Annotated in this window: 25 protein-coding genes and 1 tRNA gene; 5 read left to right on the top strand and 21 right to left on the bottom strand. The window is 67.7% G+C overall.

Going from position 1 to position 20,424, the window contains the following annotated elements; translation table 11 throughout:
• Positions 1-34 precede the first annotated feature (34 nt).
• The gene (locus ACLB90_RS11150) at positions 35-373 is read right to left on the bottom strand and encodes a hypothetical protein (RefSeq protein WP_411849564.1); all 339 of its coding nucleotides are present in this window, start codon (positions 371-373) and stop codon (positions 35-37) included.
• 57 nt (positions 374-430) lie between these two features.
• Positions 431-1,726: a tryptophan--tRNA ligase gene (locus tag ACLB90_RS11145; RefSeq protein WP_411849563.1), complete on the bottom strand. Its 1,296-nt coding sequence runs from the start codon at positions 1,724-1,726 to the stop codon at positions 431-433.
• A gap of 107 nt (positions 1,727-1,833) precedes the next feature.
• Here ACLB90_RS11145 and ACLB90_RS11140 point away from each other — a divergent pair, with 107 nt between their 5' ends.
• Positions 1,834-2,631, top strand: a complete 798-nt coding sequence (locus tag ACLB90_RS11140; RefSeq protein ID WP_411849562.1) for a hypothetical protein — start codon at positions 1,834-1,836, stop codon at positions 2,629-2,631.
• A gap of 86 nt (positions 2,632-2,717) precedes the next feature.
• On the opposite strand, the gene ACLB90_RS11135 is transcribed toward ACLB90_RS11140, so the two are convergent.
• From ACLB90_RS11135 to birA, 10 genes are all read right to left on the bottom strand, one after another.
• Complete coding sequence (locus ACLB90_RS11135; protein ID WP_282294988.1) at positions 2,718-2,939, bottom strand: CsbD family protein; 222 nt, start codon at positions 2,937-2,939, stop codon at positions 2,718-2,720.
• A 210-nt stretch (positions 2,940-3,149) separates the two neighbouring features.
• The gene (locus ACLB90_RS11130; RefSeq protein WP_026070664.1) at positions 3,150-3,287 is read right to left on the bottom strand and encodes an entericidin A/B family lipoprotein; all 138 of its coding nucleotides are present in this window, start codon (positions 3,285-3,287) and stop codon (positions 3,150-3,152) included.
• A 203-nt stretch (positions 3,288-3,490) separates the two neighbouring features.
• Positions 3,491-4,411, bottom strand: a complete 921-nt coding sequence (gene rocF / locus ACLB90_RS11125) for an arginase (RefSeq protein ID WP_411849561.1) — start codon at positions 4,409-4,411, stop codon at positions 3,491-3,493.
• Positions 4,412-4,782: 371 nt separating this feature from the next.
• The gene (locus ACLB90_RS11120; RefSeq protein WP_411849560.1) at positions 4,783-5,091 is read right to left on the bottom strand and encodes a hypothetical protein; all 309 of its coding nucleotides are present in this window, start codon (positions 5,089-5,091) and stop codon (positions 4,783-4,785) included.
• An 81-nt stretch (positions 5,092-5,172) separates the two neighbouring features.
• Positions 5,173-5,331: a hypothetical protein gene (locus ACLB90_RS11115; protein WP_411849559.1), complete on the bottom strand. Its 159-nt coding sequence runs from the start codon at positions 5,329-5,331 to the stop codon at positions 5,173-5,175.
• Positions 5,332-5,364: 33 nt separating this feature from the next.
• A complete protein-coding gene (locus tag ACLB90_RS11110; protein WP_411849558.1) occupies positions 5,365-5,511 on the bottom strand; it encodes a hypothetical protein in 147 nt (48 codons plus the stop codon).
• Positions 5,512-6,049: 538 nt separating this feature from the next.
• A tRNA-Thr gene (locus tag ACLB90_RS11105) sits at positions 6,050-6,125 on the bottom strand.
• Between the two features lie 16 nt (positions 6,126-6,141).
• Positions 6,142-6,948, bottom strand: coding sequence for an SPOR domain-containing protein (locus tag ACLB90_RS11100; RefSeq protein ID WP_411849557.1), 807 nt, complete (start codon positions 6,946-6,948; stop codon positions 6,142-6,144).
• 48 nt (positions 6,949-6,996) lie between these two features.
• Complete coding sequence (locus ACLB90_RS11095) at positions 6,997-7,728, bottom strand: type III pantothenate kinase (protein ID WP_411849556.1); 732 nt, start codon at positions 7,726-7,728, stop codon at positions 6,997-6,999.
• Entirely contained in the window at positions 7,725-8,693 is a 969-nt protein-coding gene (gene birA, locus ACLB90_RS11090) for a bifunctional biotin--[acetyl-CoA-carboxylase] ligase/biotin operon repressor BirA (protein WP_411849555.1), read from the bottom strand. Before birA ends, ACLB90_RS11095 begins: the two co-directional genes overlap by 4 nt.
• 134 nt (positions 8,694-8,827) lie before the next feature.
• Between birA and ACLB90_RS11085 the strand changes: the two genes are divergently transcribed.
• Positions 8,828-9,103, top strand: coding sequence for a hypothetical protein (locus tag ACLB90_RS11085; RefSeq protein ID WP_411849554.1), 276 nt, complete (start codon positions 8,828-8,830; stop codon positions 9,101-9,103).
• Positions 9,070-9,852, top strand: coding sequence for a zinc-dependent peptidase (locus tag ACLB90_RS11080; protein WP_411849553.1), 783 nt, complete (start codon positions 9,070-9,072; stop codon positions 9,850-9,852). Before ACLB90_RS11085 ends, ACLB90_RS11080 begins: the two co-directional genes overlap by 34 nt.
• 20 nt (positions 9,853-9,872) lie before the next feature.
• Here the strand turns inward: ACLB90_RS11080 and ACLB90_RS11075 are convergent, their stop codons facing one another.
• The 4 genes from ACLB90_RS11075 to dusA form a co-directional block, all read right to left on the bottom strand.
• Positions 9,873-11,297, bottom strand: coding sequence for a sensor histidine kinase (locus ACLB90_RS11075; protein WP_411849552.1), 1,425 nt, complete (start codon positions 11,295-11,297; stop codon positions 9,873-9,875).
• 23 nt (positions 11,298-11,320) lie between these two features.
• Positions 11,321-12,004, bottom strand: a complete 684-nt coding sequence (locus tag ACLB90_RS11070; RefSeq protein ID WP_017355070.1) for a response regulator transcription factor — start codon at positions 12,002-12,004, stop codon at positions 11,321-11,323.
• Between the two features lie 74 nt (positions 12,005-12,078).
• Positions 12,079-12,450 carry a hypothetical protein gene (locus ACLB90_RS11065; RefSeq protein WP_411849551.1) on the bottom strand — a complete coding sequence of 124 codons (372 nt, stop codon included), beginning with the start codon at positions 12,448-12,450 and terminating at the stop codon, positions 12,079-12,081.
• A 209-nt stretch (positions 12,451-12,659) separates the two neighbouring features.
• Complete coding sequence (dusA, locus tag ACLB90_RS11060; RefSeq protein WP_411849550.1) at positions 12,660-13,691, bottom strand: tRNA dihydrouridine(20/20a) synthase DusA; 1,032 nt, start codon at positions 13,689-13,691, stop codon at positions 12,660-12,662.
• Between the two features lie 168 nt (positions 13,692-13,859).
• On the opposite strand from dusA, the gene ACLB90_RS11055 reads away from it, so the two are divergent.
• Complete coding sequence (locus ACLB90_RS11055) at positions 13,860-14,816, top strand: cation diffusion facilitator family transporter (RefSeq protein ID WP_411849549.1); 957 nt, start codon at positions 13,860-13,862, stop codon at positions 14,814-14,816.
• Positions 14,817-14,821: 5 nt separating this feature from the next.
• Here the strand turns inward: ACLB90_RS11055 and ACLB90_RS11050 are convergent, their stop codons facing one another.
• On the bottom strand, positions 14,822-15,661 hold the full coding sequence (locus ACLB90_RS11050) for a cupin domain-containing protein (protein WP_411849548.1): 840 nt from the start codon (positions 15,659-15,661) through the stop codon (positions 14,822-14,824).
• A gap of 111 nt (positions 15,662-15,772) precedes the next feature.
• Here ACLB90_RS11050 and ACLB90_RS11045 point away from each other — a divergent pair, with 111 nt between their 5' ends.
• On the top strand, positions 15,773-16,198 hold the full coding sequence (locus ACLB90_RS11045; RefSeq protein ID WP_411849547.1) for an organic hydroperoxide resistance protein: 426 nt from the start codon (positions 15,773-15,775) through the stop codon (positions 16,196-16,198).
• A gap of 196 nt (positions 16,199-16,394) precedes the next feature.
• Here ACLB90_RS11045 and mmsB read toward each other — a convergent pair whose 3' ends face one another.
• From mmsB to ACLB90_RS11025, 4 genes are read right to left on the bottom strand one after another with little or no spacing between them, the layout of a single operon-like run.
• Complete coding sequence (gene mmsB / locus ACLB90_RS11040; protein WP_411849546.1) at positions 16,395-17,285, bottom strand: 3-hydroxyisobutyrate dehydrogenase; 891 nt, start codon at positions 17,283-17,285, stop codon at positions 16,395-16,397.
• On the bottom strand, positions 17,282-18,457 hold the full coding sequence (locus ACLB90_RS11035) for an enoyl-CoA hydratase/isomerase family protein (RefSeq protein WP_411849545.1): 1,176 nt from the start codon (positions 18,455-18,457) through the stop codon (positions 17,282-17,284). The genes mmsB and ACLB90_RS11035 overlap by 4 nt, the downstream gene beginning before the upstream one ends.
• The gene (locus ACLB90_RS11030) at positions 18,454-19,251 is read right to left on the bottom strand and encodes an enoyl-CoA hydratase (RefSeq protein WP_411849544.1); all 798 of its coding nucleotides are present in this window, start codon (positions 19,249-19,251) and stop codon (positions 18,454-18,456) included. Before ACLB90_RS11030 ends, ACLB90_RS11035 begins: the two co-directional genes overlap by 4 nt.
• Positions 19,248-20,414, bottom strand: coding sequence for an acyl-CoA dehydrogenase family protein (locus ACLB90_RS11025; RefSeq protein ID WP_411849543.1), 1,167 nt, complete (start codon positions 20,412-20,414; stop codon positions 19,248-19,250). Before ACLB90_RS11025 ends, ACLB90_RS11030 begins: the two co-directional genes overlap by 4 nt.
• Between the last annotated feature and the right edge of the window lie 10 nt (positions 20,415-20,424).

Raw genomic sequence — 20,424 nt, 5'->3', positions numbered from 1 at the left:
TGGCGAAAAATCGGCGTGCTACGCCACACCCAGTCTAGGGCGAACCCGCTGCCGGCTTCGATGCGGCTTTGGTCGAACGTCGCGCCAATGCCGGCCCGCGCAGCAGGATCGCCGCGACCATCACCGCCAGGAATGCGCCATACGCGTACAGCACGGCCAGCACCTGCCGCCAGATCGGGCCGGCGTCGGACTGCACCACCCCGATATGGTGCCCCCACAGCATCGCCAGGATGCTCAGGGCGAAGGCCAGTGCCAGCGCGACGCCGTCGAACAGGCGCCGCGATGCCCCGCGCGGCTGCCGTGGAAACAGCCAGAACAAGGTGCCCAACAGCACGAACCACGGCAGGAACAACACCAACGACAACCAAGCCATTGCAGTCTCCCGTGCAGGATGCCCGCATCATGCCATGCGCCGATGGTGCCGGTGCGATCAGGCCTGCTCGCGCAGCACCTGCAGGGCGTCCAGCACCACCGCCACATCGACCTCGACCTTGAACAGCTCGCTCTGCAGGCCATCGCCGTGCGTGGTCTGCTTGAGCACGCCGATCAGCTGGCCGGCATCGCGCGGCGAATCGAACGCCTCGCTCTGGATCAGCAGGCTGCCATCGCCGGCCAGCAGCTTGAAGTAGAAGCGCCCGTCCTTCTCGCGGTACTGCTTGAACATCGGCGGCGCCGCACGCGCTTCGCTGCTGTCTTCGCTGGCCACGCCACCGGCGCTGGACAGATCGCGCAGGCCCACTGCATGACGCAGCTCGGCCAGCAGCGGCACCGCATACTGCTCGCGCAGCTGCTGGCCACGGCGACGCAGCAGCGCCTCGATCTTCTCCGGCTCGGCCATCAACGCTTCGTAACGCTCGCGCAGCGGGGTCAGCTCCGCGTCGATGCGCTCGAACAGCTGCTGCTTGGCTTCGCCCCAGCCGATGCCGTCGGCGAACGCTTGGGCGAACGCGGCGGTCTGTTCGGCGCTGGCGAAGGCCTGGTACATCTGGAACAGCGCCGAGCCCTCGGTGCTCTTGGGCTCGCCCGGTGCGCGCGAGTCGGTGAGGATCGAGAACACCAGCTTTTTCAGCTCCGCGCGCGGCGCGAACAGCGGAATCGTGTTGTGGTAGCTCTTGCTCATCTTGCGGCCGTCCAGGCCGGCCAGCGTGGCCACCTGTTCGTCGATCACCACCTCCGGCAACGGGAAATACTCCTTGCCGTACACGTGATTGAACCGCTGGGCGAAATCGCGCGCCATCTCGATGTGCTGGATCTGGTCGCGGCCAACCGGCACATGGTTGGCCTTGAAGATCAGGATGTCGGCCGCCATCAGCACCGGGTACATGAACAGGCCCGCGCTGATGCCGGCGTCGTCATCGAGCTGCTCCTCGCGGTTCTTGTCCACGGCCGCCTTGTAGGCATGGGCGCGGTTGAGGATGCCCTTGCTGGCGATGGCGGTCAGAAGCCACATCAGCTCGGTGGTTTCGGGGATGTCGCTCTGCCGGTAGAACCACACCTTGTCCGGATCCAGCCCGCACGCCAGCCAGCTTGCGGCGATCTCCAGGGTCGAGCGCTGGGTCCGCGCCGGCTCCTGCGCCTTGATCAGGCTGTGCAGGTCGGCCAGGAAGAAGAAGCTCTCGATGCCGGACGCCTGGCTGGCCGCGATGGCCGGACGGATGGCGCCCACATAGTTGCCCAGGTGGGGGGTGCCGGAGGGGGTGATGCCGGTAAGAACGCGGGTGGTCATGAGGGAATCATTACGGACAGTTGAACACCCCCAGTTTACCTGCCCGCGCGCAACCCCGTTGGGCCGGCTGGGGCGTTCAATCCCGTACCCCAACCCGGATGCCTGCCATGAAACGCCTGATCCTGCCCCTGCTGGCCACGTTGATGCTGTGCGGTTTCACGCCCGTGGCCCCGTTCCCCGACGATGCCGGCCCGGTCTCCCTGCAGGTGGTGGACCGCGACAGCGGCCGCACGCTGCGCCAGTACCCGGACGGCGCACAGCGCTGGGTGGCCGGCCAGCAGGGCCACCGCTACAGCGTGGCATTGCGCAACGACAGCAGCGAGCGCGTGCTGGTGGTGCTGTCGGTGGACGGCCTGAACGCGATCACCGGCGAGGTCGCCGCCCCCGGCCAGACCGGCTACGTACTTGACCCGTGGCAGCGCGCGGAGATCAGCGGCTGGCGCAAGTCGTCGCGCGAGGTCGCCCAGTTCGTGTTCACCGACCCCGGCCGCAGCTACGCCGCACGTACCGACCGCCCTGACAACATCGGGGTGATCGGCATCGCCGTGTTCCGTGAAGCGCCCCGTCCTGCACCGGCACCGCCGATCGCCCGGCCGTCGCGCCCGATCCTGCGCGAGGCGCCGCAGGCGGAAGCGGCAGCCGACATGGCCTCGGCGCGCGGCGCGGCGGCCCCCGCACCGCAGCTCGGCACCGGCCACGGCGCGCGCGAGTACTCGCGCGCGGACAACACTACCTTCGACCGCGCCACGCGCATGCCGACGCAGCGGCTGGATGTGCGTTACGACAGCGAGCGCAACCTGATCGCGCGCGGGGTCATGCCGCGCCGTGCGCTGCGCCGCGACGATGCGCCGCAGGCGTTCCCGCAGCAGTACGTGCCTGATCCGCCGGCCTACCGCGCACGTTGAGCACAACAAAGGCGGGCCGCGCAATGCGGCCCGCCTGGTTTCATACCCTGGCGGCCCTGCCGCCTCACTGCATGCGGCGTACCGCGTCAGTGGAAATCCGGATAGTCCTTGCGCATGGCCTTCTCGAAGTCGCGCACTTCGGTTTCGGCGCGGTCGCGCGCCCAGCCATAGCGTTCCTGCAGACGGCCTGCCAGGTACTCGGCATTGCCCTCGGCCACCTTGAAGTCGTCATCGGTCAGGTCGCCCCACTTGGCCTGCGCCTTGCCCTTGAGCTGCGTCCACTTGCCGGAAATGATGTCTTTGTTCATGGGTTCGCATCCTTGTTTGCAACGGCACCGTCGCCGCACACACAGAATGCGCAGGTTCGCGTTCGGTGGCGGTCAAGCAGCGATGAAACAGATGCTCACGAGCTTGAATGGTTCACTACCGGACGCGGCGGCGACACCGTTCGCAACAATCCGCACACAACGAAAAAGGCCGGGAAATCCCGGCCTTTTTCTGGGTGTCCGATCCGGAGATCAGTTGCCCTTGGCAGCGTCTTCCACCGTTTCGCCCGCCTTCTGTACATCCTTGCCGGCACCGGCAACGGTGTTGCAGCCGGCCAGCATCGCCACCGAGAACATCGACAACAGCATCAGTGCAATAACACGCTTCATGGGGTTCTCCTGTTTGATCAACTTCAACACCGGTATCCGGTCCACCTGTCAGACGAGCGATGCTCCTCTTCCCGATCGCGGGGCGGGGGCCGAATCGACACTGCCGCCGCGTGAAGTGCAATCTGGCGGCAAAGGCGTGCAGCGAATGTGAACGCGCCCCACCACCATTCAGCCACGCGCCGGAAAGGCGCGCCACCGCAGCATCAATCGCGCATCAGCGTCGATTTGCCGAACAGGCTTTCCACCAGGTCCACCGCCAGTTCTGCGGTGGTGTTGCGGTTGTCCAGCAGCGGATTGAGCTCCACGATGTCCAGCGACCCCATGCGTCCGGTGTCGGCGATCATTTCCATCACCAGCTGCGCTTCACGGTAGTTCACACCACCCGGGACGGTGGTGCCCACGCCCGGTGCGATGCTCGGGTCGAGGAAGTCCACATCGAAGCTGACGTGCAGATGGGTGTTGTCGTCGATCCCCTGCAGCGCCGCTTCCATCGTGCGCTTCATGCCCGCCTCGTCGATGTAGCGCATGTCATACACATCCACCTGGTGCTGCTTGATCAGGCGCTTCTCGTCCTGGTCCACCGAGCGGATGCCGATCTGATGCACCTGCTGCGGCCGGATCGCCGGGGCGTCGCCGCCGAGCCGGGTCAGCGCATCCGGGCCCAGCCCGCACAGGCAGGCCACCGGCATGCCGTGCACGTTGCCGGAGGGAGTGACATCGCTGGTATTGAAATCCGAGTGCGCATCCAGCCACAGCACGCGCAGGGTCTTGCCCTGTTCGCGGCACCAGCGCGCCACCGCCGTGATCGAGCCGATGCCCAGGCAATGGTCGCCGCCGAGCATGATCGGCATGCGGCCGGCCTGCAGTTCGGCGTAGGTGGCGTCCATCAGCGCGCGGTTCCACGCCACCACTTCATCCAGGTGGCGGTAGCCGTGCACCGGTGCGGTCCACGGGTTGCGCGGGCCATCCAGGTTGCCGATGTCGCGCACATCCACGCCGCGTGCGGCCAAGGCATCGCCGAGGCCGGCAATGCGCAGCGCGTCCGGCCCCAGGCCGGCGCCACGATGACCTGCTCCGATGTCGGTGGGAACGCCGATCAGGGAAACCGGGGGATACATCGCCATCGCTGCTGCTCCATTGCAAAGAAGCACAGTCTAGCCAGCACGGCGGCGCGGGACTCGCGGCGCTGCAGCAGTCGACGCGATGGATCGCCAGCCAGGATCCCCCGGATGGAGCGGGACTCGTTTCGCCCAATATGAATCAACCGTTAACTCGCCGCATCCACAGCGGCTGGATCAGTCCCTGTGTGGATGCAGCTGGGGTCTGTCCATTTTCCCCAGGTCACCCGCGCTGGCGGCGCCGATGGCACGTCTGACCGGGCTCAACCAGACGAGTGGCGACCAGATCAGACACCGGCGCGCGCAGCAGTTGGCCGTTGGGCCCCGTGTGTAGCGGTCAAGGGCCCGATCTGCATCGCGATCACCGCGATTTCTCTCTACCGACCGCCTGGAGAAGGCTGCAGATTGGCGGGGCAACCAATGGCAAGCTGGGCTGCGTTATCTCTCTGGGCCAGATCTTTTCCGACGTGATAAGCGCCAATCATCACGAGAATTCCAAGGCACAGCACTGCATGCATGAAGATGGCTTTCGGTCCGCGGAGCGCAGCAAATGCCACGCAGAGGAAGGCTCCGACGAAGTACAGCCCACTCATGGAGATGCCCATGATCGAGAATATCGCGACGCCAAGCATCGCCAGATTGCGGCGTGTTTTCTCTGCTGCAGATAACGAGTTCGCGTCGCTCATGATTTCTCCATCCTTATGCGTCAGCAGGTCCAGTGCCAGCGCCCGGAGTCGGGCGCTGACCCGTCATTGCAGATGCACGACTCAGCGTGCAGGGCACTGGAGCGCATCGCGCGCCGCCATGTCCTTGCCCGCCTGGTATGCAAATGCCAGTACCGCACCGATGGTGCCAAGAAGCACCAGATTGCCACCTGAAACCTGCTGAACTTCATTGATGTTGAGCTCTACAATTCCGTTGTTCATGGTCATGCCTCTTAGTTGGCTGTGATTTTCCTATCAGCATTGATTGTTGGCGTAGTATGCAAAGACCAGCATCGCACCGATCGCCGGGGAAGCCACGAGTGCGCCTCCGATGATGACCTTTGTGGTCGTACTCATGCCGCCAGAAACACTCTGTACTTCTGCTTCCGTCAAAGCGTGCATCGCCTCACTCCTAAGTAGTGACGCAGATCCCTGCGCCTCGGGTGCCGGGAATTTCCGGCGATTCCTTGCAGCGCCCTATTTCGCGCAGATTTGTTTCGCAGGCCAACGTCGTTGGCGCGCCAAGTGCTGCAGGGACGAGCCGAGAGCAGCACCTCCCAACTCCCGTGTCAAGCGGCCTTCTTGTTTGATTGCGCAACGGACATCACATGACGCCGGGGAGAACCTAGGAAACGCTTGGGCAAGTGGTGTTCGCGCGTAACTCCCTTCACCGCATCGCAGGAGGGTCATACATGCGAAATACGACACAAGGCGTTGCAAGGAAGTGTCCTTGCATCCTCCGCACTGACGAATGAGGAAGCGGGCTGATTCTTCTTCCTGAGGACAGCAATCTGCGGCCATCGCAGTGCGGTGTAGCTGCGGGAGCGTGTGCAGGATGTCACCAGCGCTTGTCACAATCGGCCGAAGACCTATCGGCATCAGGCGGCGACGTGTCCGGGAAAGTGAGAGCAGACGTCTGAGTGACCCCGTTGACCGGGGATGGTGCCGCTTATCCGAATCGAACGGATGACCTACTGTTTACAAGACAGTTGCTCTACCAACTGAGCTAAAGCGGCATGACGCGTGGCGATTCTAGCGCACCCGCGCGCAGTCCAGCGAGCGTTGCTGGGCCGCGCCGCTGCGTTGACGCGCGCTGGCGGCGTCGGCCGGGGTGGCCAGGGTCGCATCCACCCACCACTGCGCGCTGCCATCGCCCCCACTGGGCACCAGGCGGGCGTTGAAACCGGCCGCGCTGAGGGCGGCCATGCGCCGTTCGGCCCCTTCGCGGTTGCGGTACTGGCCCAGGGCGATGGCGTTGGCTTCCTCCCCCTGGCCGATGATGTAGTAATCGCTCAGTCCGGCCGCGACGATGCGCTTGACCGTGGCCTGGGCCTCCTCACGGCTCGGCGCCGACGGCAGCAGCACCCGGTAGCGCGTGGCGCCGGCATCGGCGACTTCGCGCAGGCGTGCGCCACGCAATGCCCCGCCGGCCTTGGCCTGCGCAGCCTGCGCGGCGGCGCGGTCGGCGAACGGTCCCAAGCTGAGGCACTGGGCTGGCCCGGCCGCGGCGGGCGGCGGCGGCGTACTGGCGACCGGCGCAGGCACGGCGGCCACCGCTGCCTTGGGCGTCGGCGTCGTCGGGGGCGTAGGCGCCGCGGGCGCTGCAGGCGCAGGCGCAGGTTCGGGCGCCGGGGTGACATCGGCCAATGCGGGGGCCGCGGCCTCCGGGGCGGCGGTCGCCGCCACCGGGGTCACTGCATCGCCGGGCAGCAGTTGGAGCTGGGCCACACCGATGGGTGCCGCAGGCGGCGCGGCAGCGGGTTCGCCGCGCAGCATCCACCACAGCGCGACACCCAGATTGAGGATGACCAGGACGACGATCAGGGCACGGGTAAGCATGCAGGGATTCTAGGGCCAAGCGCAGGCGTTGCGCGCAGCTCCGGCAGGTCAGCGTGCCGCGTGGTGCACAGCCCAGCGGGCCAGGCCGTCGAGCACCAGCGCCGGCTGGAACTGCGCATCGCCCAGCAATGGCATCAGCGCCGGTGCGCCACCGCCATGCACCAGCAGCGCGGGCAGCCGGCCGAGCACGGCGGCCGCCTCGGTGCGGCTGCGTTCGATCAGCGCCACCGCCGCACCATCGCAGCCGGAGGCCAGTGCGTCGGCGGTATCGTTGGCAAACTCGTGATACGCGCCACCGCTGGCGGGCAACTGCACCGCGCGCGCGTGCAGCGCTTCGCGCATCGTGGTGGGCGACGCCGCGATGCGCCCGCCGTGATGCAGGCCATCGGCGTCGAGCAGGTCGATCGTCAACGCAGTGCCGACGCCCGCAACCACCACTGCCTCACGGCGCTCGGCCACGGCCAGCAGCGCGAGGAAGCGATCCACGCCGAACTTCGCCGGATCGCCATAGGCGATGCGCACGCCGGCGCATTGCGCCTCGGTGCGCGCCACGCGCACCTCGCTGAAGCGGGCCTGCAGTATCTCCAGCATGCTGCGGGTCAGTGCCGCTGCGGCAACACTGGCCACATAGGCGACATCGCCCTGCGGCAGTGCCTGCAGCGCATCGGCCGGCATGGCCTCGGCACCGTGCGGCCACGCCTGTACATCGCCGGCACGCGCGCCCTGCAGCGGCGCGAACTTGAAACGCGAATTGCCCAGGTCGAACAGCCAGTCGCTCATTGCGCCCTCACGCTGACTTCGCCGGCATGGAACACGCGTTCGCCGTCGGCGGTGCGCACGCGCAACGCGCCATCGTCGGCCAGGCCAAGGGCGACGCCGTCGATCCACTGCCCGGCTTCCTCAACCCGCACCTCACGCCCGGCCAGGCCATCCAGGGCGGCATAGCGCGGCAGGAAGGGGGCCAGGCCGTCGGCATCGAATGCCTCCAGCGCCGGCAGCAGCGATGCCAGAAGCGCGGCAACCAATGCGTTGCGCTCCACCGCATGGCTGCCGGCGAGGGTGGCCAGGTCGGTCCACGGCTGGGTGATCTGCGCCGCGTACTCCGCGGGCATGCGCACATTCACCCCCAGACCGATCACCGCCCGCGCCGGGCCGGCGAACTCACCGCCGCCTTCCACCAGCAGGCCCCCCAACTTGCGGCCATCGACCACCAGATCGTTCGGCCACTTCAACGTGACCTCGCCGATGCCCTGCGCACGCAGCGCTTCGGCCACGGCCACACCGGCCACCAGACTCAGGCCGCCCAGCCGCGACAGGCCGCCGGCAAAGCCGCGCAGCACCGACAGGTACACATGCGCGGCCAGCGGCGAGGCCCACTCCCGGCCACGACGGCCCCGGCCACCGGTCTGGCGCTCGGCCAGCAGCACCGCCGTGCCGCGCTGCGGCGCGCTGCAGCGCAGCAATTCGGTATTGGTGGACCCCACGCTCCACGCGATATCGAGGGACGCGAGCAGCGGGAGCACCGCCGCCGGGAGCGCCGCGCGGAGCGTGTCGACGTCGAGCAGATCCAACGGCTGCTGCAGCTGGTAGCCGTCCCCGGCACGCCCTTCGATGGCGATGCCGGCCGCCCTAAGTCCTTGAATCCGCTTCCAAATGGCGGCGCGGGTCTGGCCCAGTTCGCGCGCCAGGGCGTCTCCGGACAGGCGCCCGGCACCCAGTTTGGCCAGCAGTTGGCGGTCGTCCACGGCAGGTTCCATCGGATTACTGGACAAAATTATGCGGGAAAGCCGCCGCCAGCGCCCACCGTGGCCTTCCAATACCGGCGCTGAATCGGGCTAGAATCGGGAACTGACCTGTTCCCCCGTTCTGGATGTTGACGATGCGCCCGTTCGCCCATTGCCTGATCCTGCTGATGGCCCCCTTGGCCGCGCACGCTTCCGAAGCGATCGCCGGCCAGGTACGGGGTGGCTGCGTCTATTCCGCGAGCGACGCCGAGCGCGCGCCGCCCTCCGCGCCCACCACCACCAGCGCACCGGCGGCGGTCAAGCCCAGTGCCAGCGGCACCGGCAGCACCGGCGGTGGCGGCGACGACGATGTGTTGCCGCGCCTGCGCGCGCCGAAGTGGCACAGCTTCCTGCCGGGCATGTTCCGCTGATCGAACGTATGTGGGGTTGGCTGCGGCGCACGCCGCGCGCGATCGATCCGTCCCTGTGGGAGCAGAGCTGCCAGCGTGGCCCGTGGCTGCGTGGCCTCGACCCGGCACGCCGCGAACGCCTGCGCGTGCTCAGTGCGCGCTTCCTGCACGAGAAGACCATCAGCCCGGTTGCGGGCCTGCAGCTCGATGAAGGCGACGGTGTGCTGCTTGCCGCGCTGTGCTGCCTGCCGCTGCTGGAGCTGGGCGAGGTAGGGCTGCGCGGCTGGTCGCAGCTGATCGTGTACCCGGATGCGTTCCGGGTGCAGCGCAGCCATGTCGATGCGGCCGGCGTGCTGCACGAGTGGGATGACGAACTGATCGGCGAATCCTGGGACAGCGGGCCGTTGATCCTGTCCTGGGCCGACATCCAGGCCGACATCGCCGACCCGCATGCCGGCTACTGCGTGGCGGTGCATGAGATGGCGCACAAGATCGATGCGCTGGATGGCGCGATCGACGGTACGCCGCCATTGCCGCGCGAGTGGCAGAAACACTGGGCCGCCGATTTCCAGCGCGCCTACGATGACTTCTGCGCGCAGGTGGACCGGGGCCGGCACACCGCGATCGACCCCTACGCGTCCGAAGCGCCGGAAGAGTTCTTCGCGGTCGCCACCGAGTACCACTTCTCCGCGCCTGCGCTGCTTGAGGAAGAAATGCCGGCGGTGGCCGCGCATCTGCGCCGCTTCTATGGTGCGTCGCCCGCGATGTGAAGGCTCAGCCCGCCGCCCCCTCAGGGGCCGGGCGGCAGCTTCACTTCAAACCGCGCGCCACCCAGTTCCGGCGAGCGGATGACCTGCAGCTCGCCGCGATAGTCCTTGATCAGGTCCTGCACGATCGACAGACCGATGCCGTGGCCCTGCACGCGCTCGTCGCCACGCACACCGCGCTGGAGCACCTTGGCGATGTCTTCGGGCGCGATGCCCGGGCCGTCGTCATCCACCGACAGCACCAGGCCGGCCCGACGGGCCCCCGGCGCAGGCAGCGGATGGGCGCTGAGCAGCACGCGGCGCTTGGCCCACTTGAACGCGTTTTCCAGCAGGTTGCCGAGCAGTTCCTGCAGGTCGCCGGGTTCGCCGTGGAAGCGCGCGGCGGCATCGATGTCGAATTCGCAGAGCACGCCCTTGGCCGCGTAGACCTTCTCCAGCCCGCGCACGATTTCCTCGGCGTTGGATTCGATCGGCAGGGGGGCGGAGAACAGCTTGTGGCCCGAGGAGGCCGCGCGGGCCAGCTGATAGGACACCAGGTTGTTCATGCGCCGCAGCTGGACATCGAACTCCTCGCGCAGGTCCTGGTCCTGGGCACCGCTGTCCAGCTGCGTGCGCAGCACCGCCAGCGGCGTTTTCAGGCTGTGCGCGAGGTCGGCCAGGGTGTTGCGCTGGCGCTCGAGATTCTCGCGCTCGCTTTCGATGAAGGCGTTGATGCTGTCGGTCAGCGGTTCCAGCTCGCGTGGGTGGCGCTCGCTCATGCGCTCGGTCTCGCCGCGCTGGACCTTGGTCAGCTCGGTGATCACGCGCCGCATCGGGCGCAGGCTCCATTGCAGAATCACGGTCTGCAGCAGCAGCAGGATCAGGCCCGCGCCGCCGAGGTAGAACCACACGCGCCCGCGGAACACGCGCAGCTGCGCGCCCAGCGCCCGCGAATCTTCCATCACATAGATGGTGTACGGGAATTCGGTAGCCGGATCGGCGTCGGCATCCCAGACCAGGCCCATGCCATAGCGGTACACCGAGCCTTCGCTGCCGTCGATCTGGATCATCGGCAGCGGGCCTTCGAACACTTCCTGGCGCGGTGCCAGCAGGCCACCGCCCACGGTGGGCAGCATCGGCCCTTCGGCGGACATCGAATTGCCTTTGCCGTCGGGCATCACCACCTGCAGGTACAGGCCGCTGCCGGGCACGTCGAAGCGCGGATCCGGCGGCTGCTCGCGGATGTACAGCGAGCGGTCGCGGGTGAAATCAATACCGGCCGCGTAGGCGGTGGCGTAGTTCTTCAACCGCTCGCGCAGGTTGGCGCGCGCGGTATCGGCGAAGGCCGCATCCAGCGAGTAGCCGGCGGTCGCCAGGAAGGCCACCAGGCCCACGGACGCAGCCAGCATCTGGCGCGCCTGCAGTGAGCGCGGCCGCCAGCGTTTGAAGAACCACAGACGGCCGGACATCATGCAATCGCCAGAGTGTCGACTCAGCCCTCGTTGCGCGGAATCGCGAAACGATACCCGCGGCCACGCACGGTTTCGATCGGCTTGAGCTCACCGTCGGCATCGAGCTTCTTGCGCAGGCGGCCGATGAACACTTCCAGCACGTTCGAGTCGCGATCGAAATCCTGCTGGTAGATGTGCTCGGTGAGGTCGGCCTTGGAGACCAGTTCACCGGCATGCATCATCAGGTATTCGAGCACCTTGTACTCGTAGCTGGTGAGGTCCACGTTGCTGCCGCCGACGCTGACCGTCTGCGCCGCCAGATCGAGCGCGACCGGACCGCATTCAAGCGTGGGCTTGCTCCAGCCAGCAGCGCGGCGCAGCAGCGCGTTGACGCGGGCCAGCAGCTCTTCGACATGGAACGGCTTGACGAGGTAATCGTCGGCGCCCTGCTTGAGGCCCTCGACCTTGTCCTGCCAGCTCGAGCGCGCGGTCAGGATGAGCACGGGGAATTTCTTGCCCTCGTCGCGCAGCGCCTTGATCAGTTCCATGCCCGACATCTTGGGCAGGCCCAGATCGATGATGCCGACATCGAACGGCACTTCGCGGCCCATGTACAGACCTTCCTCACCGTCCTGCGCAGCATCGACGGCAAAGCCTTCGCGCTTGAGCCGGGCTGCCAGGGTTTCCCGCAGCGGGGCTTCGTCTTCGACCAGAAGGATACGCATGAACTCTCCCTAGTGTCCTGGGTATGGCCGGGGGCCAGTGGGTAATGCAGATGACTGCGGACAACTATCCCTGTTCAGGGGTTATCGCCGCGTAGTGATGACATATCCGAGCGCGGCGTGCGGGGCTGTGAACGCGCCGGCGCCGGATCGTCCATGTAGCGGACCCGCCCGCGGTCGTCCATGTACTTGACCCGGTTGATGTCGCGCCCGTCGAACGGGACGCGCTCGGCGCCGAGGATGTGGCCCCCGGTGGTGCGCTGGACGCGGCGCACCGCATCGGACAGCGAACGCTCCTGCGCGCCGCCACGGGCCGCCCGTGCCATGTCGCCACGGCTGGCTTCCGGCGGCGGGATGTCCTGCGCCAGGACCGTGCCGGTGGAGGCAGCAGCGCCCATCGCCAGCAGGGCGAGGACGGCAAGACGGCGATGGCGGGTCACGGAGTACATCGGTCTGATCCTAGCGGACGGCGGCAAAACGTTCAAAAGTTGTAAATCCGCAACCGCCACCTTGTCGGCGATTTACGAATCTTTTGCAAATTCTTGGTTTTACGCGGTGAATCCGGTCTGAACTTTTCCGGCACGACGGCCAGTTCGTTCATCTAGGTGAACATTGGCGACAAAGCGTGCGCCTTGTCAAGCCAGGACTGCGGCGCAGCTCACGCAGCGACGCGTTCCGCCTGCGCCCGGGTCACGGCCAGGGCCTGCTCGATCAGGGCCCAGTCCGCGCCTGCGCGATGGGCACCCTCGCTGAGGATCTGGCGGAACGCGCGGCCGCCCGGCTGGCCGTGGAACAGCCCCAGCAGGTGGCGGGTGATGTGCTTGAGCGCCAGGCCGCCGGCCAGCTGCGCCTCGATGTAGGGGCGCATGGCGCGCAGCAGGGCCTCGCGGGACTGCAGCGGCGCGCCGGTCTGCGCGGCCTCCAGCCGGTGCAGCACGTAGGGGTCGTGGTAGGCCGCCCGGCCCAGCATCACCCCGTCCAGCGCGGGCAGCTGTGCCTGCGCCGCCTCGACGGTGGCCAGGCCGCCGTTGAGCACGATCGCCAACTGCGGGCGCTCGGCCTTGAGGCGGTGCGCCCAGTCGTAGCGCAGCGGCGGCACTTCGCGGTTTTCCTTCGGCGACAGGCCCTTCAGCCAGGCGTTGCGGGCATGCACGATGAACATCGCGCTGCCGGCGTTGGCCGATTGATCGACGAAGTTACGGAAGATTTCGTAGTCGTTGTCTTCATCCACGCCAAGCCGGCACTTCACCGTGACCGGGATGTCGACCGCCGCGACCATTGCCGCCACGCACTCGGCCACCAGCGTCGGTTCGCGCATCAGGCAGGCGCCGAAGCGCCCCGCCTGGACGCGGTCGGACGGGCAGCCACAGTTGAGGTTGACCTCGTCATAGCCCCACTCCTGCGCGATCCGCGCGGCCTGCGCGAGCAGGGCCGGATCGCTGCCGCCGAGCTGCAGGGCCAGCGGATGCTCGCTGCCATCGAAGCCCAGCAGGCGTTCGCGGTCGCCGTGGATCACCGCATTGGCGTGCACCATTTCGGTGTACAGCCGTGCGCCCGGGGCCAGCAACCGGTGGAAATACCGGCAATGACGGTCCGTCCAGTCCATCATCGGGGCGACGGACAAGCGCAGGGAGGCGGTGTAACGCGCCGCGGCGTCGGAGGCAGGCTGGGTCATGGGGCGGGCAGGCATCGGGATCTGCTGGCAATGCCAGCGCAATCAACAGTTTACCCGCTTGCCATGAACGCTGCCCGAGGGCAGCCCCACGCGCCGTACGCCGCAGCGGCAGCGGCCCGTCGCGATTCACGGCTGCAATCGGAACAGCGCACAATTGCGCCCTGTCTTTCTGCAAGGCCTGCGATGCGCAGCCCCCTCCTGCCCGGCTTCGACCCGACTACCGAACAAGGCGTGCTGCGCCTGTCCATCGCCGCATCGCTGGCGATGGCCGCCGCGGCGGTGGTGTTCGGGTTACTCGCCAACTCGTCGCTGATCATCTTCGATGGCATCTACGGGTTGATCGACGTGGTCATGACCTGGCTGTCGCTGCTGGTGGTACGGCTGATCAGCCTGTCGACCCAGGTGGATGCATTGCAGTCGCGCCTCAACCAGCGTTTCACGATGGGCTTCTGGCACCTGGAGCCGATCGTGCTCGGGGTCAGTGGCACGCTGATGATCGGGGCGGCGCTGTACGCGGCAGTCAACGCGGTGGACGCGCTGCTGTCCGGCGGGCGCGACATCGCGTTGGGGCCGGCGATCCTGTTCGCGGTGCTGTCGATCATCGCCGAAACCGCACTGGCCCTGTTCGTGCGCCGCGCCAACCGCACTATCGGTTCGGAGTTCATCGCGCTGGACGGCAAGAACTGGGTGGTGGCCGCCAGCATGTCCGGCGCATACCTGGTGGCGTTCGTCGGCGGTTACGCGCTGGGCGGCACGCCGTGGGCGTGGCTGGTGCCCTACATCGATCCGGCGATCCTGCTGGTGGTCTGCCTGTTCGTGATGGCCGCGCCGCTGGGCACGGTGCGCCAGGCGCTGTCGGACATCCTGCTGATCACCCCGGTGGACCTGCAGGCGCATGTGGACGCGGTGGCACGCGATATCGTCGCCCGTTACGGCTTCCTCGAGTACCGCAGCTACGTTGCCAAGGTCGGGCGTGGCGAGCAGATCGAGCTGTTCTTCGTGGTGCGCGCCGACGACCCGCCGCGTGCGCTGCTGGAGTGGGACCGTCTGCGCGATGAGATCGGCGAGGCGCTGGGCGAGGAATCGACGGACCGCTGGCTGACGATCATGTTCACGACGGATCGGGAGTGGGCGATCTGAGGGGGTCAGGGCGCGCGTGCTGCCACGCCCGCCTGCTTCCACTGCCGCGGTGACTGGCCGGTCTGCGCCTTGAACGCGCGCGACAGCGCCGCTTCGCTGCCGTAGCCGACGTCGATGGCGATGCGTTTGAGCGGCTGCCCCCTGCGCAGCGCCTGCTGTACCAGCCGCGTGCGCCAGCCCTGCAGATACTGCCCCGGCGTGCTGCCGATGGTGTCGCGGAAGCTGTCGGCGAAGGCGCTGCGCGACATGCCGGCACGCTGCGCCAGCGATTCCAGCGTCCATTCTTCGGCGGGAGCCTCGTGCATGGCGACCAGCGCGTGGCGCAGGCGCGGATGGGCCATGCCGGCCAGCAGGCCGACGCGCAACTGGCCGCTTTCCATCAGCGCGCGCAGGATCTGGATCAGCACCACGTCGAACAGGCGGTCGAGCAGGGCCTGGCGGCCGCAGCGCTGGGCGAAGGCTTCCTCGAACAGCAGCGACAGCACCGGATGGCCACCGTACAGCGCGTCCAGCGGCAGGCAGATCACCGGCGGCAGCGCCGCGGCGACCGGGTTGTTGCCGGCGCCTTCGAACTGCAGGTGGGCACAGGCGAACTCGGCGCCATGCTGCGCGTCGGTGATGAACCGGTGCGCCACCGGGCGCGGGTACAGCAGCACGCTGGGCTGGTCGATCTGCAGCACGCTGCCATCGTCATGTTCCACGCGTACCGTCCCGTTGCGGATGAGGTGCAGCTGGCCGCGGTCGCCGTCGGCGGGCAGGTGGTTGATGCCGCACAGCGGGCCGGCATGGAAGACCTCGGCGCTGACCGCGAAGCGGCCGAGCAGGGATTGCAGGCGATCGACCATTCTGGACTCCAGATCAAGTTTGCTGGACTAAATGTTGCCACACGTACAGCCCGGTGGCGCACAGTACGTCTCACCTACCCGCACCATCCTTTCACGCCACAGGAGATTCCCATGTCCATCGAAACCGTTCTGTACACCGCCACCGCCACCGCCACCGGCGGCCGCGAAGGCCACGCCACCTCGTCCGACAACGTGCTGGACGTGCAGCTTTCCACCCCGCGCGAGCTGGGCGGCGCGGGCGGCCCGGGCACCAACCCGGAACAGCTGTTCGCCGCCGGCTACTCGGCCTGCTTCCTGGGTGCGCTGAAGTACGTGGCCGGCCAGGCCAAGGTTGCGCTGCCGGCAGAGACCGCCATCACCGGCAAGGTCGGCATCGGCCAGATTCCGACCGGCTTCGGTATCGAAGTCGCGCTGGAGATCTCGGTGCCGGGCCTGCCGCGCGAGCAGGTGGAGGAACTGGTGCAGAAGGCGCACATCGTGTGCCCGTACTCCAATGCCACCCGCGGCAACATCGATGTGACGCTGACGGTTGCCTGAGCAGAGGGGTGCCGACCCACGGTTGGCACCCACTGCAGCGGCAAAAAAATGGGCGGCTGCCTGGCTCGATCGCCTGGCAACCGCCCATCCCACCGCGGTGGATCCCCAGGGTGATGCCTGGGGATGCGTTTGATTGTGGTCGTGCTGTTGCCGGCCAGCGGCCGGCACTACCTGGGGCCGTGCATGTCCACTGCTGTTACTTTTCGTTTGCGATGAGCTGCACGACGCTGGAGAAGTCCAGCTTGCCGCGGCCGGCCTGGTGGTTCATCGAGTACAGGTTGCGGGCCAGCTCGCCGAGCGGAATGGAGGCGCCGACGCTCATCGCCGCTTCCACGGCCAGGCCCATGTCCTTGAGCATCAGGTCGCTGCCGAAGCCGCCGCTGTAGCCACGCGAGGCCGGCGCATTTTCCAGCACGCCCGGCCACGGGTTGCACACTTCGGTCGCCCAGCTCCGGCCGGTGCTGACCGCCATCATCTGCGAGAGCACCTTCGGGTCCAGGCCGTGGGCAACGCCCAGTGCGATGGATTCGCCGGTGACGGCCATGATCACGCCCAGCGCCATGTTGTTGCACAGCTTGGCGACCTGGCCTGCGCCGCTGGCGCCCACATGGAAGATGTTCTTGCCCATTGCCTGCAGGATCGGGCGGGCGCGCTCGAGCGCCTCGGCTTCGCCACCGACGATGAAGGTCAGGGTGCCGGCCTGGGCGCCGGCGGTGCCGCCGGAGACCGGTGCGTCGAGCATCTGCAGGCCGCGTGCAGCGGCCGCTTCGGCAACCTTGCGTGCGGTGGCCGGCGCGATGGTGCTGCAGTCGATCAGCAGCGCGCCGCCGGGGATGTCGGCCAGCAGGCCCTCGTCGCCCAGGTACACGCCTTCAACGTGGCGGCTTGCCGGCAGCATCGAGATCACGATCTCGGCATCGGTCAGGGTGTCCAGCGCGGAGTGCGCGGCGGTGGCGCCGGCATCGACGGCGGCCTGCACGGCGGCCGGCACCAGGTCGAACACGCGCACGGCGTGGCCGGCCTTGGCCAGGTTGGCGGCCATCGGGCCACCCATGTTGCCCAGCCCAATGAATGCAATACGGCTCATGCGAGGCTCCTTTCAGGGACGGTGGCACCGAGGTCGGCCAGCGGATGCGTGGCGTCGGACCAGGGCGAAACGAAGAAGGTATGGGCCCACGCCGCCGTGGCGTCGGCCAGTGTGGCCGGCTGCCAATGCGGGTTGCGGTCCTTGTCGATCAGCAGCGCGCGGATGCCTTCGGCGAAGTCGCCGTGGGCGGCGCTGTGCAGCGCGGCGATGTACTCCAGACGGTAGACATCGGCCAGCGACGCACCGGCAGTGCGGCGCTGCAGCTCGAAGGCCAACCGCGCCGAACCGGGCGCACCGGCGGCGAGCGTGGCCTGGGCGGTCTGCAGCCAGGGATCGTCGGTTTCCAGCGCGATGATCGCATCGACGATGGTGGCCAAGTCGTCACCCGCGCACAGCGCATCCAGGGTGGCGGCATGGCGCAGCAGCGGGCCGGTGGCCGCGTCGCTGGCGTGCTGCTGCAACAGGGCGCCGAGCTGCTCGTGGTTGCGCTTGGCATCCTCGCTCCAGTGCACGTCGGCCAGCGCGGCAAATACCGCCTCGCGCTGTGCTTCCGGCACGTGGATGTCGGCCAGGCCAGCGTAGATGGCATCGCCGGCATTGAGCGGCGCGCCGGTGAGGGCGAGGAACAGACCGCCCTTGCCCGGCACGCGCGGCAGCAGCCAGCTGCCGCCCACGTCGGGGAACAGGCCGACGGTGATTTCCGGGAACGCCAGTTTCGAGCGCTCGCTGACCACGCGATGGCTGGCGCCGGACATCAGGCCGATGCCACCGCCCATGACGATGCCGTGGCCCCAGCACAGGATCGGCTTGGGGAAGGTGTGGATGGCGTAGTCAACGCGGTACTCGACGTCGAAGAATTCAGCGGCATACGCGTTGTCGCGGATGTCGCTGCGGCCCGCCTGGCGGTACTCCGCCATGCTGCGGTACAGGCTGTGCAGGTCGCCGCCGGCGCAGAAGGCCTTCTCGCCCGCGCCCTGCAGCACCACCAGTGCGATGCCGTCGTCGTCGGCCCAGGCCTGCAGGCGCTCGCCCAGCAGGTGTGCCATCGGCAGCGAAAAGCCGTTGAGCGTGCGGGCGGCGTTGAGTGTGGCGATGCCGATGCGCGTGCCGTTGGCGGCGGTGCGTTCCTCGAACAGCACCGGTGCGTCGTCGCTGGCCACGACCGTGCTCATGCGTTCTTCCACTGCGCGCTGCGCTTCTCCAGGAAGGCGTTGACGCCCTCGACCTGGTCGGCGCTGTCGAACAGGTCGACGAAGGCTTCGCGCTCGGCCACCAGCGCGGCGGCATGGGTGCCGGTGCGGGTAGCCTGCACCAGCGTCTTGCAGGCGGCGATGCTGGTGGGGCTCTGCTTGCCGGCCTTGTGCGCCCATGCCAGGGCCAGTGCGCGGGCTTCGCCCTTGGCGACTTTCTCTTCGGCCAGACCGATGCGCACCGCGGTGTCGGCATCGATGCGTTCGCCGAGCAGGATCATCCGCTTGGCCCAGCCTTCACCGACCAGACGCGGCAGGTTCTGGGTGCCGCCGGCGCACGGCAGCAGGCCAACGGTGGCCTCCGGCAACGCTACCTGGGCGTGGTCTTCGATGATGCGCAGGTCGCAGGCCAGCGCACATTCCAGGCCGCCGCCCATCGCATAGCCGTTGATGGCGGCGATGGACACGCCGCGGAAGCCCGACAGCGCTTCGAAAGCTTCACCGAAGCGGCGGGCGGCTTCGCGGGCGGCGCCCTTGTCACCGGACGCGAACTGCTTGAGATCGGCACCGGCGGAGAAGAACTTTTCACCGCCACCGGTGATCACCAGCGCGTAGATGTCCTTGTCGGCATTCAGCGCACCGACCAGGTCGCGCAGGGCGGACAGACTGTGCACGGTCCAGGTGTGGGCCGGCGGGTTGTCCAGCGTCACCACCGCGACGTGGCCATCGGCCTCGACCTTCAGGCCGGTGTGTTCGTGCGTGCGCCAATCCATCATCGCAGTTCCTCTTCGGTGTTGAGCAGGTGGCGGGCGACGATCACACGCATGATCTCGTTGGTGCCCTCCAGGATCTGGTGCACGCGGCAATCGCGCAGCAGCCGTTCGATCGGGTATTCGCGGATGTAGCCGTAGCCCCCGTGGATCTGCAGGGCATCGTTGCAGACGTTGAAGCCGGCATCGGTGGCGAAGCGCTTGGCCATCGCACACCACACGTTGGCATCGCTGGCACCGCCATCGAGCTTGCGTGCGGCGGTATGCACCATCTGTCGTGCCGCCACCAGCTGGGTGGCCATGTCGGCCAGCTTGAACTGCAGCGCCTGGAAGTCGGCCAGCGCCTTGCCGAACTGGCGGCGTTCGCCCATGTAGCGGCGCGCGGCATCCAGCGCGCCCTGCGCGGCACCCAGCGAACAGGCGGCGATGTTGATGCGGCCACCGTCCAGGCCCTTCATCGCCAGCTTGAAGCCGCCGCCTTCCTCTCCCAGAAGGTGGCTGACCGGCACGCGGACGTTCTCGAAGGTGATGCCGCGGGTGGGCTGGCTGTTCCAGCCCATCTTCTCTTCCTTGCGGCCGTAGCTGATGCCCGGCAGGTCGGCCGGCACCGCGATCGCGCTGATGCCGCCCGCACCGGCACCGCCGGTACGCGCCATCACCACCAGCAGTTCGGTCGCGCCGGCACCGGAGATGAAGGCCTTGGCGCCATTCAGCACGTAGTGCTCGCCTTCACGCACGGCACTGGTCTTCAGCGATGCCGCGTCCGACCCGGCACCCGGCTCGGTCAGGCAGTACGACGCCAGCTTGCTGCCCGAGGACAGATCGGTGCCCCAGGCTGCGCGCAGCGTGTCGGTACCCCACGTCGACACCATCCACGAGGCCATGTTGTGGATGCTGATGTAGGCCGCGGTGGACGGATCCACGTTGGCGAGCTCCTCGATGACGACGGCGGCGTCCAGACGGCTCAAGCCGCTGCCGCCGACCTCGGGGTCCATGTACAGGCCACAGAACCCGAGTTCCCCTGCCTTGGCGATCGCCTCGCGCGGAAAGATGCCCTCCGCATCCCATCGCGCGGCGTGCGGCGCCAGTTCGGCCTGGGCGAAGTCGCGCGCAGCCTCTCTATAGGCCTGCTGCGCTTCGTCGAGTTCCGTCGTCATCGAGTGGCTCATGGTCGAACTC

Origin of the sequence: Stenotrophomonas sp. LGBM10 (genome assembly GCF_046736075.1) — a bacterium.
Taxonomy (GTDB): Bacteria; Pseudomonadota; Gammaproteobacteria; order Xanthomonadales; family Xanthomonadaceae; genus Stenotrophomonas.
The sequence above is the reverse complement of the archived record's forward strand: the minus strand, read 5'-3'. Positions and strand labels throughout refer to the sequence as shown.

Excerpts from the sequence above, each read along its gene's own strand:
- ACLB90_RS11150 (WP_411849564.1), bottom strand. The coding sequence starts at position 373 with ATGGCTTGGTTGTCGTTGGTGTTGTTCCTGCCGTGGTTCGTGCTGTTG.
- ACLB90_RS11145 (WP_411849563.1), bottom strand. The coding sequence starts at position 1,726 with ATGACCACCCGCGTTCTTACCGGCATCACCCCCTCCGGCACCCCCCAC.
- ACLB90_RS11140 (WP_411849562.1), top strand. The coding sequence starts at position 1,834 with ATGAAACGCCTGATCCTGCCCCTGCTGGCCACGTTGATGCTGTGCGGT.
- ACLB90_RS11135 (WP_282294988.1), bottom strand. The coding sequence starts at position 2,939 with ATGAACAAAGACATCATTTCCGGCAAGTGGACGCAGCTCAAGGGCAAG.
- ACLB90_RS11130 (WP_026070664.1), bottom strand. The coding sequence starts at position 3,287 with ATGAAGCGTGTTATTGCACTGATGCTGTTGTCGATGTTCTCGGTGGCG.
- rocF (WP_411849561.1), bottom strand. The coding sequence starts at position 4,411 with ATGGCGATGTATCCCCCGGTTTCCCTGATCGGCGTTCCCACCGACATC.
- ACLB90_RS11120 (WP_411849560.1), bottom strand. The coding sequence starts at position 5,091 with ATGAGCGACGCGAACTCGTTATCTGCAGCAGAGAAAACACGCCGCAAT.
- ACLB90_RS11115 (WP_411849559.1), bottom strand. The coding sequence starts at position 5,331 with ATGAACAACGGAATTGTAGAGCTCAACATCAATGAAGTTCAGCAGGTT.
- ACLB90_RS11110 (WP_411849558.1), bottom strand. The coding sequence starts at position 5,511 with ATGCACGCTTTGACGGAAGCAGAAGTACAGAGTGTTTCTGGCGGCATG.
- ACLB90_RS11100 (WP_411849557.1), bottom strand. The coding sequence starts at position 6,948 with ATGCTTACCCGTGCCCTGATCGTCGTCCTGGTCATCCTCAATCTGGGT.
- ACLB90_RS11095 (WP_411849556.1), bottom strand. The coding sequence starts at position 7,728 with ATGAGCGACTGGCTGTTCGACCTGGGCAATTCGCGTTTCAAGTTCGCG.
- ACLB90_RS11085 (WP_411849554.1), top strand. The coding sequence starts at position 8,828 with ATGCGCCCGTTCGCCCATTGCCTGATCCTGCTGATGGCCCCCTTGGCC.
- ACLB90_RS11075 (WP_411849552.1), bottom strand. The coding sequence starts at position 11,297 with ATGTCCGGCCGTCTGTGGTTCTTCAAACGCTGGCGGCCGCGCTCACTG.
- ACLB90_RS11070 (WP_017355070.1), bottom strand. The coding sequence starts at position 12,004 with ATGCGTATCCTTCTGGTCGAAGACGAAGCCCCGCTGCGGGAAACCCTG.
- ACLB90_RS11065 (WP_411849551.1), bottom strand. The coding sequence starts at position 12,450 with ATGTACTCCGTGACCCGCCATCGCCGTCTTGCCGTCCTCGCCCTGCTG.
- dusA (WP_411849550.1), bottom strand. The coding sequence starts at position 13,691 with ATGCCTGCCCGCCCCATGACCCAGCCTGCCTCCGACGCCGCGGCGCGT.
- ACLB90_RS11055 (WP_411849549.1), top strand. The coding sequence starts at position 13,860 with ATGCGCAGCCCCCTCCTGCCCGGCTTCGACCCGACTACCGAACAAGGC.
- ACLB90_RS11050 (WP_411849548.1), bottom strand. The coding sequence starts at position 15,661 with ATGGTCGATCGCCTGCAATCCCTGCTCGGCCGCTTCGCGGTCAGCGCC.
- ACLB90_RS11045 (WP_411849547.1), top strand. The coding sequence starts at position 15,773 with ATGTCCATCGAAACCGTTCTGTACACCGCCACCGCCACCGCCACCGGC.
- mmsB (WP_411849546.1), bottom strand. The coding sequence starts at position 17,285 with ATGAGCCGTATTGCATTCATTGGGCTGGGCAACATGGGTGGCCCGATG.
- ACLB90_RS11035 (WP_411849545.1), bottom strand. The coding sequence starts at position 18,457 with ATGAGCACGGTCGTGGCCAGCGACGACGCACCGGTGCTGTTCGAGGAA.
- ACLB90_RS11030 (WP_411849544.1), bottom strand. The coding sequence starts at position 19,251 with ATGATGGATTGGCGCACGCACGAACACACCGGCCTGAAGGTCGAGGCC.
- ACLB90_RS11025 (WP_411849543.1), bottom strand. The coding sequence starts at position 20,414 with ATGAGCCACTCGATGACGACGGAACTCGACGAAGCGCAGCAGGCCTAT.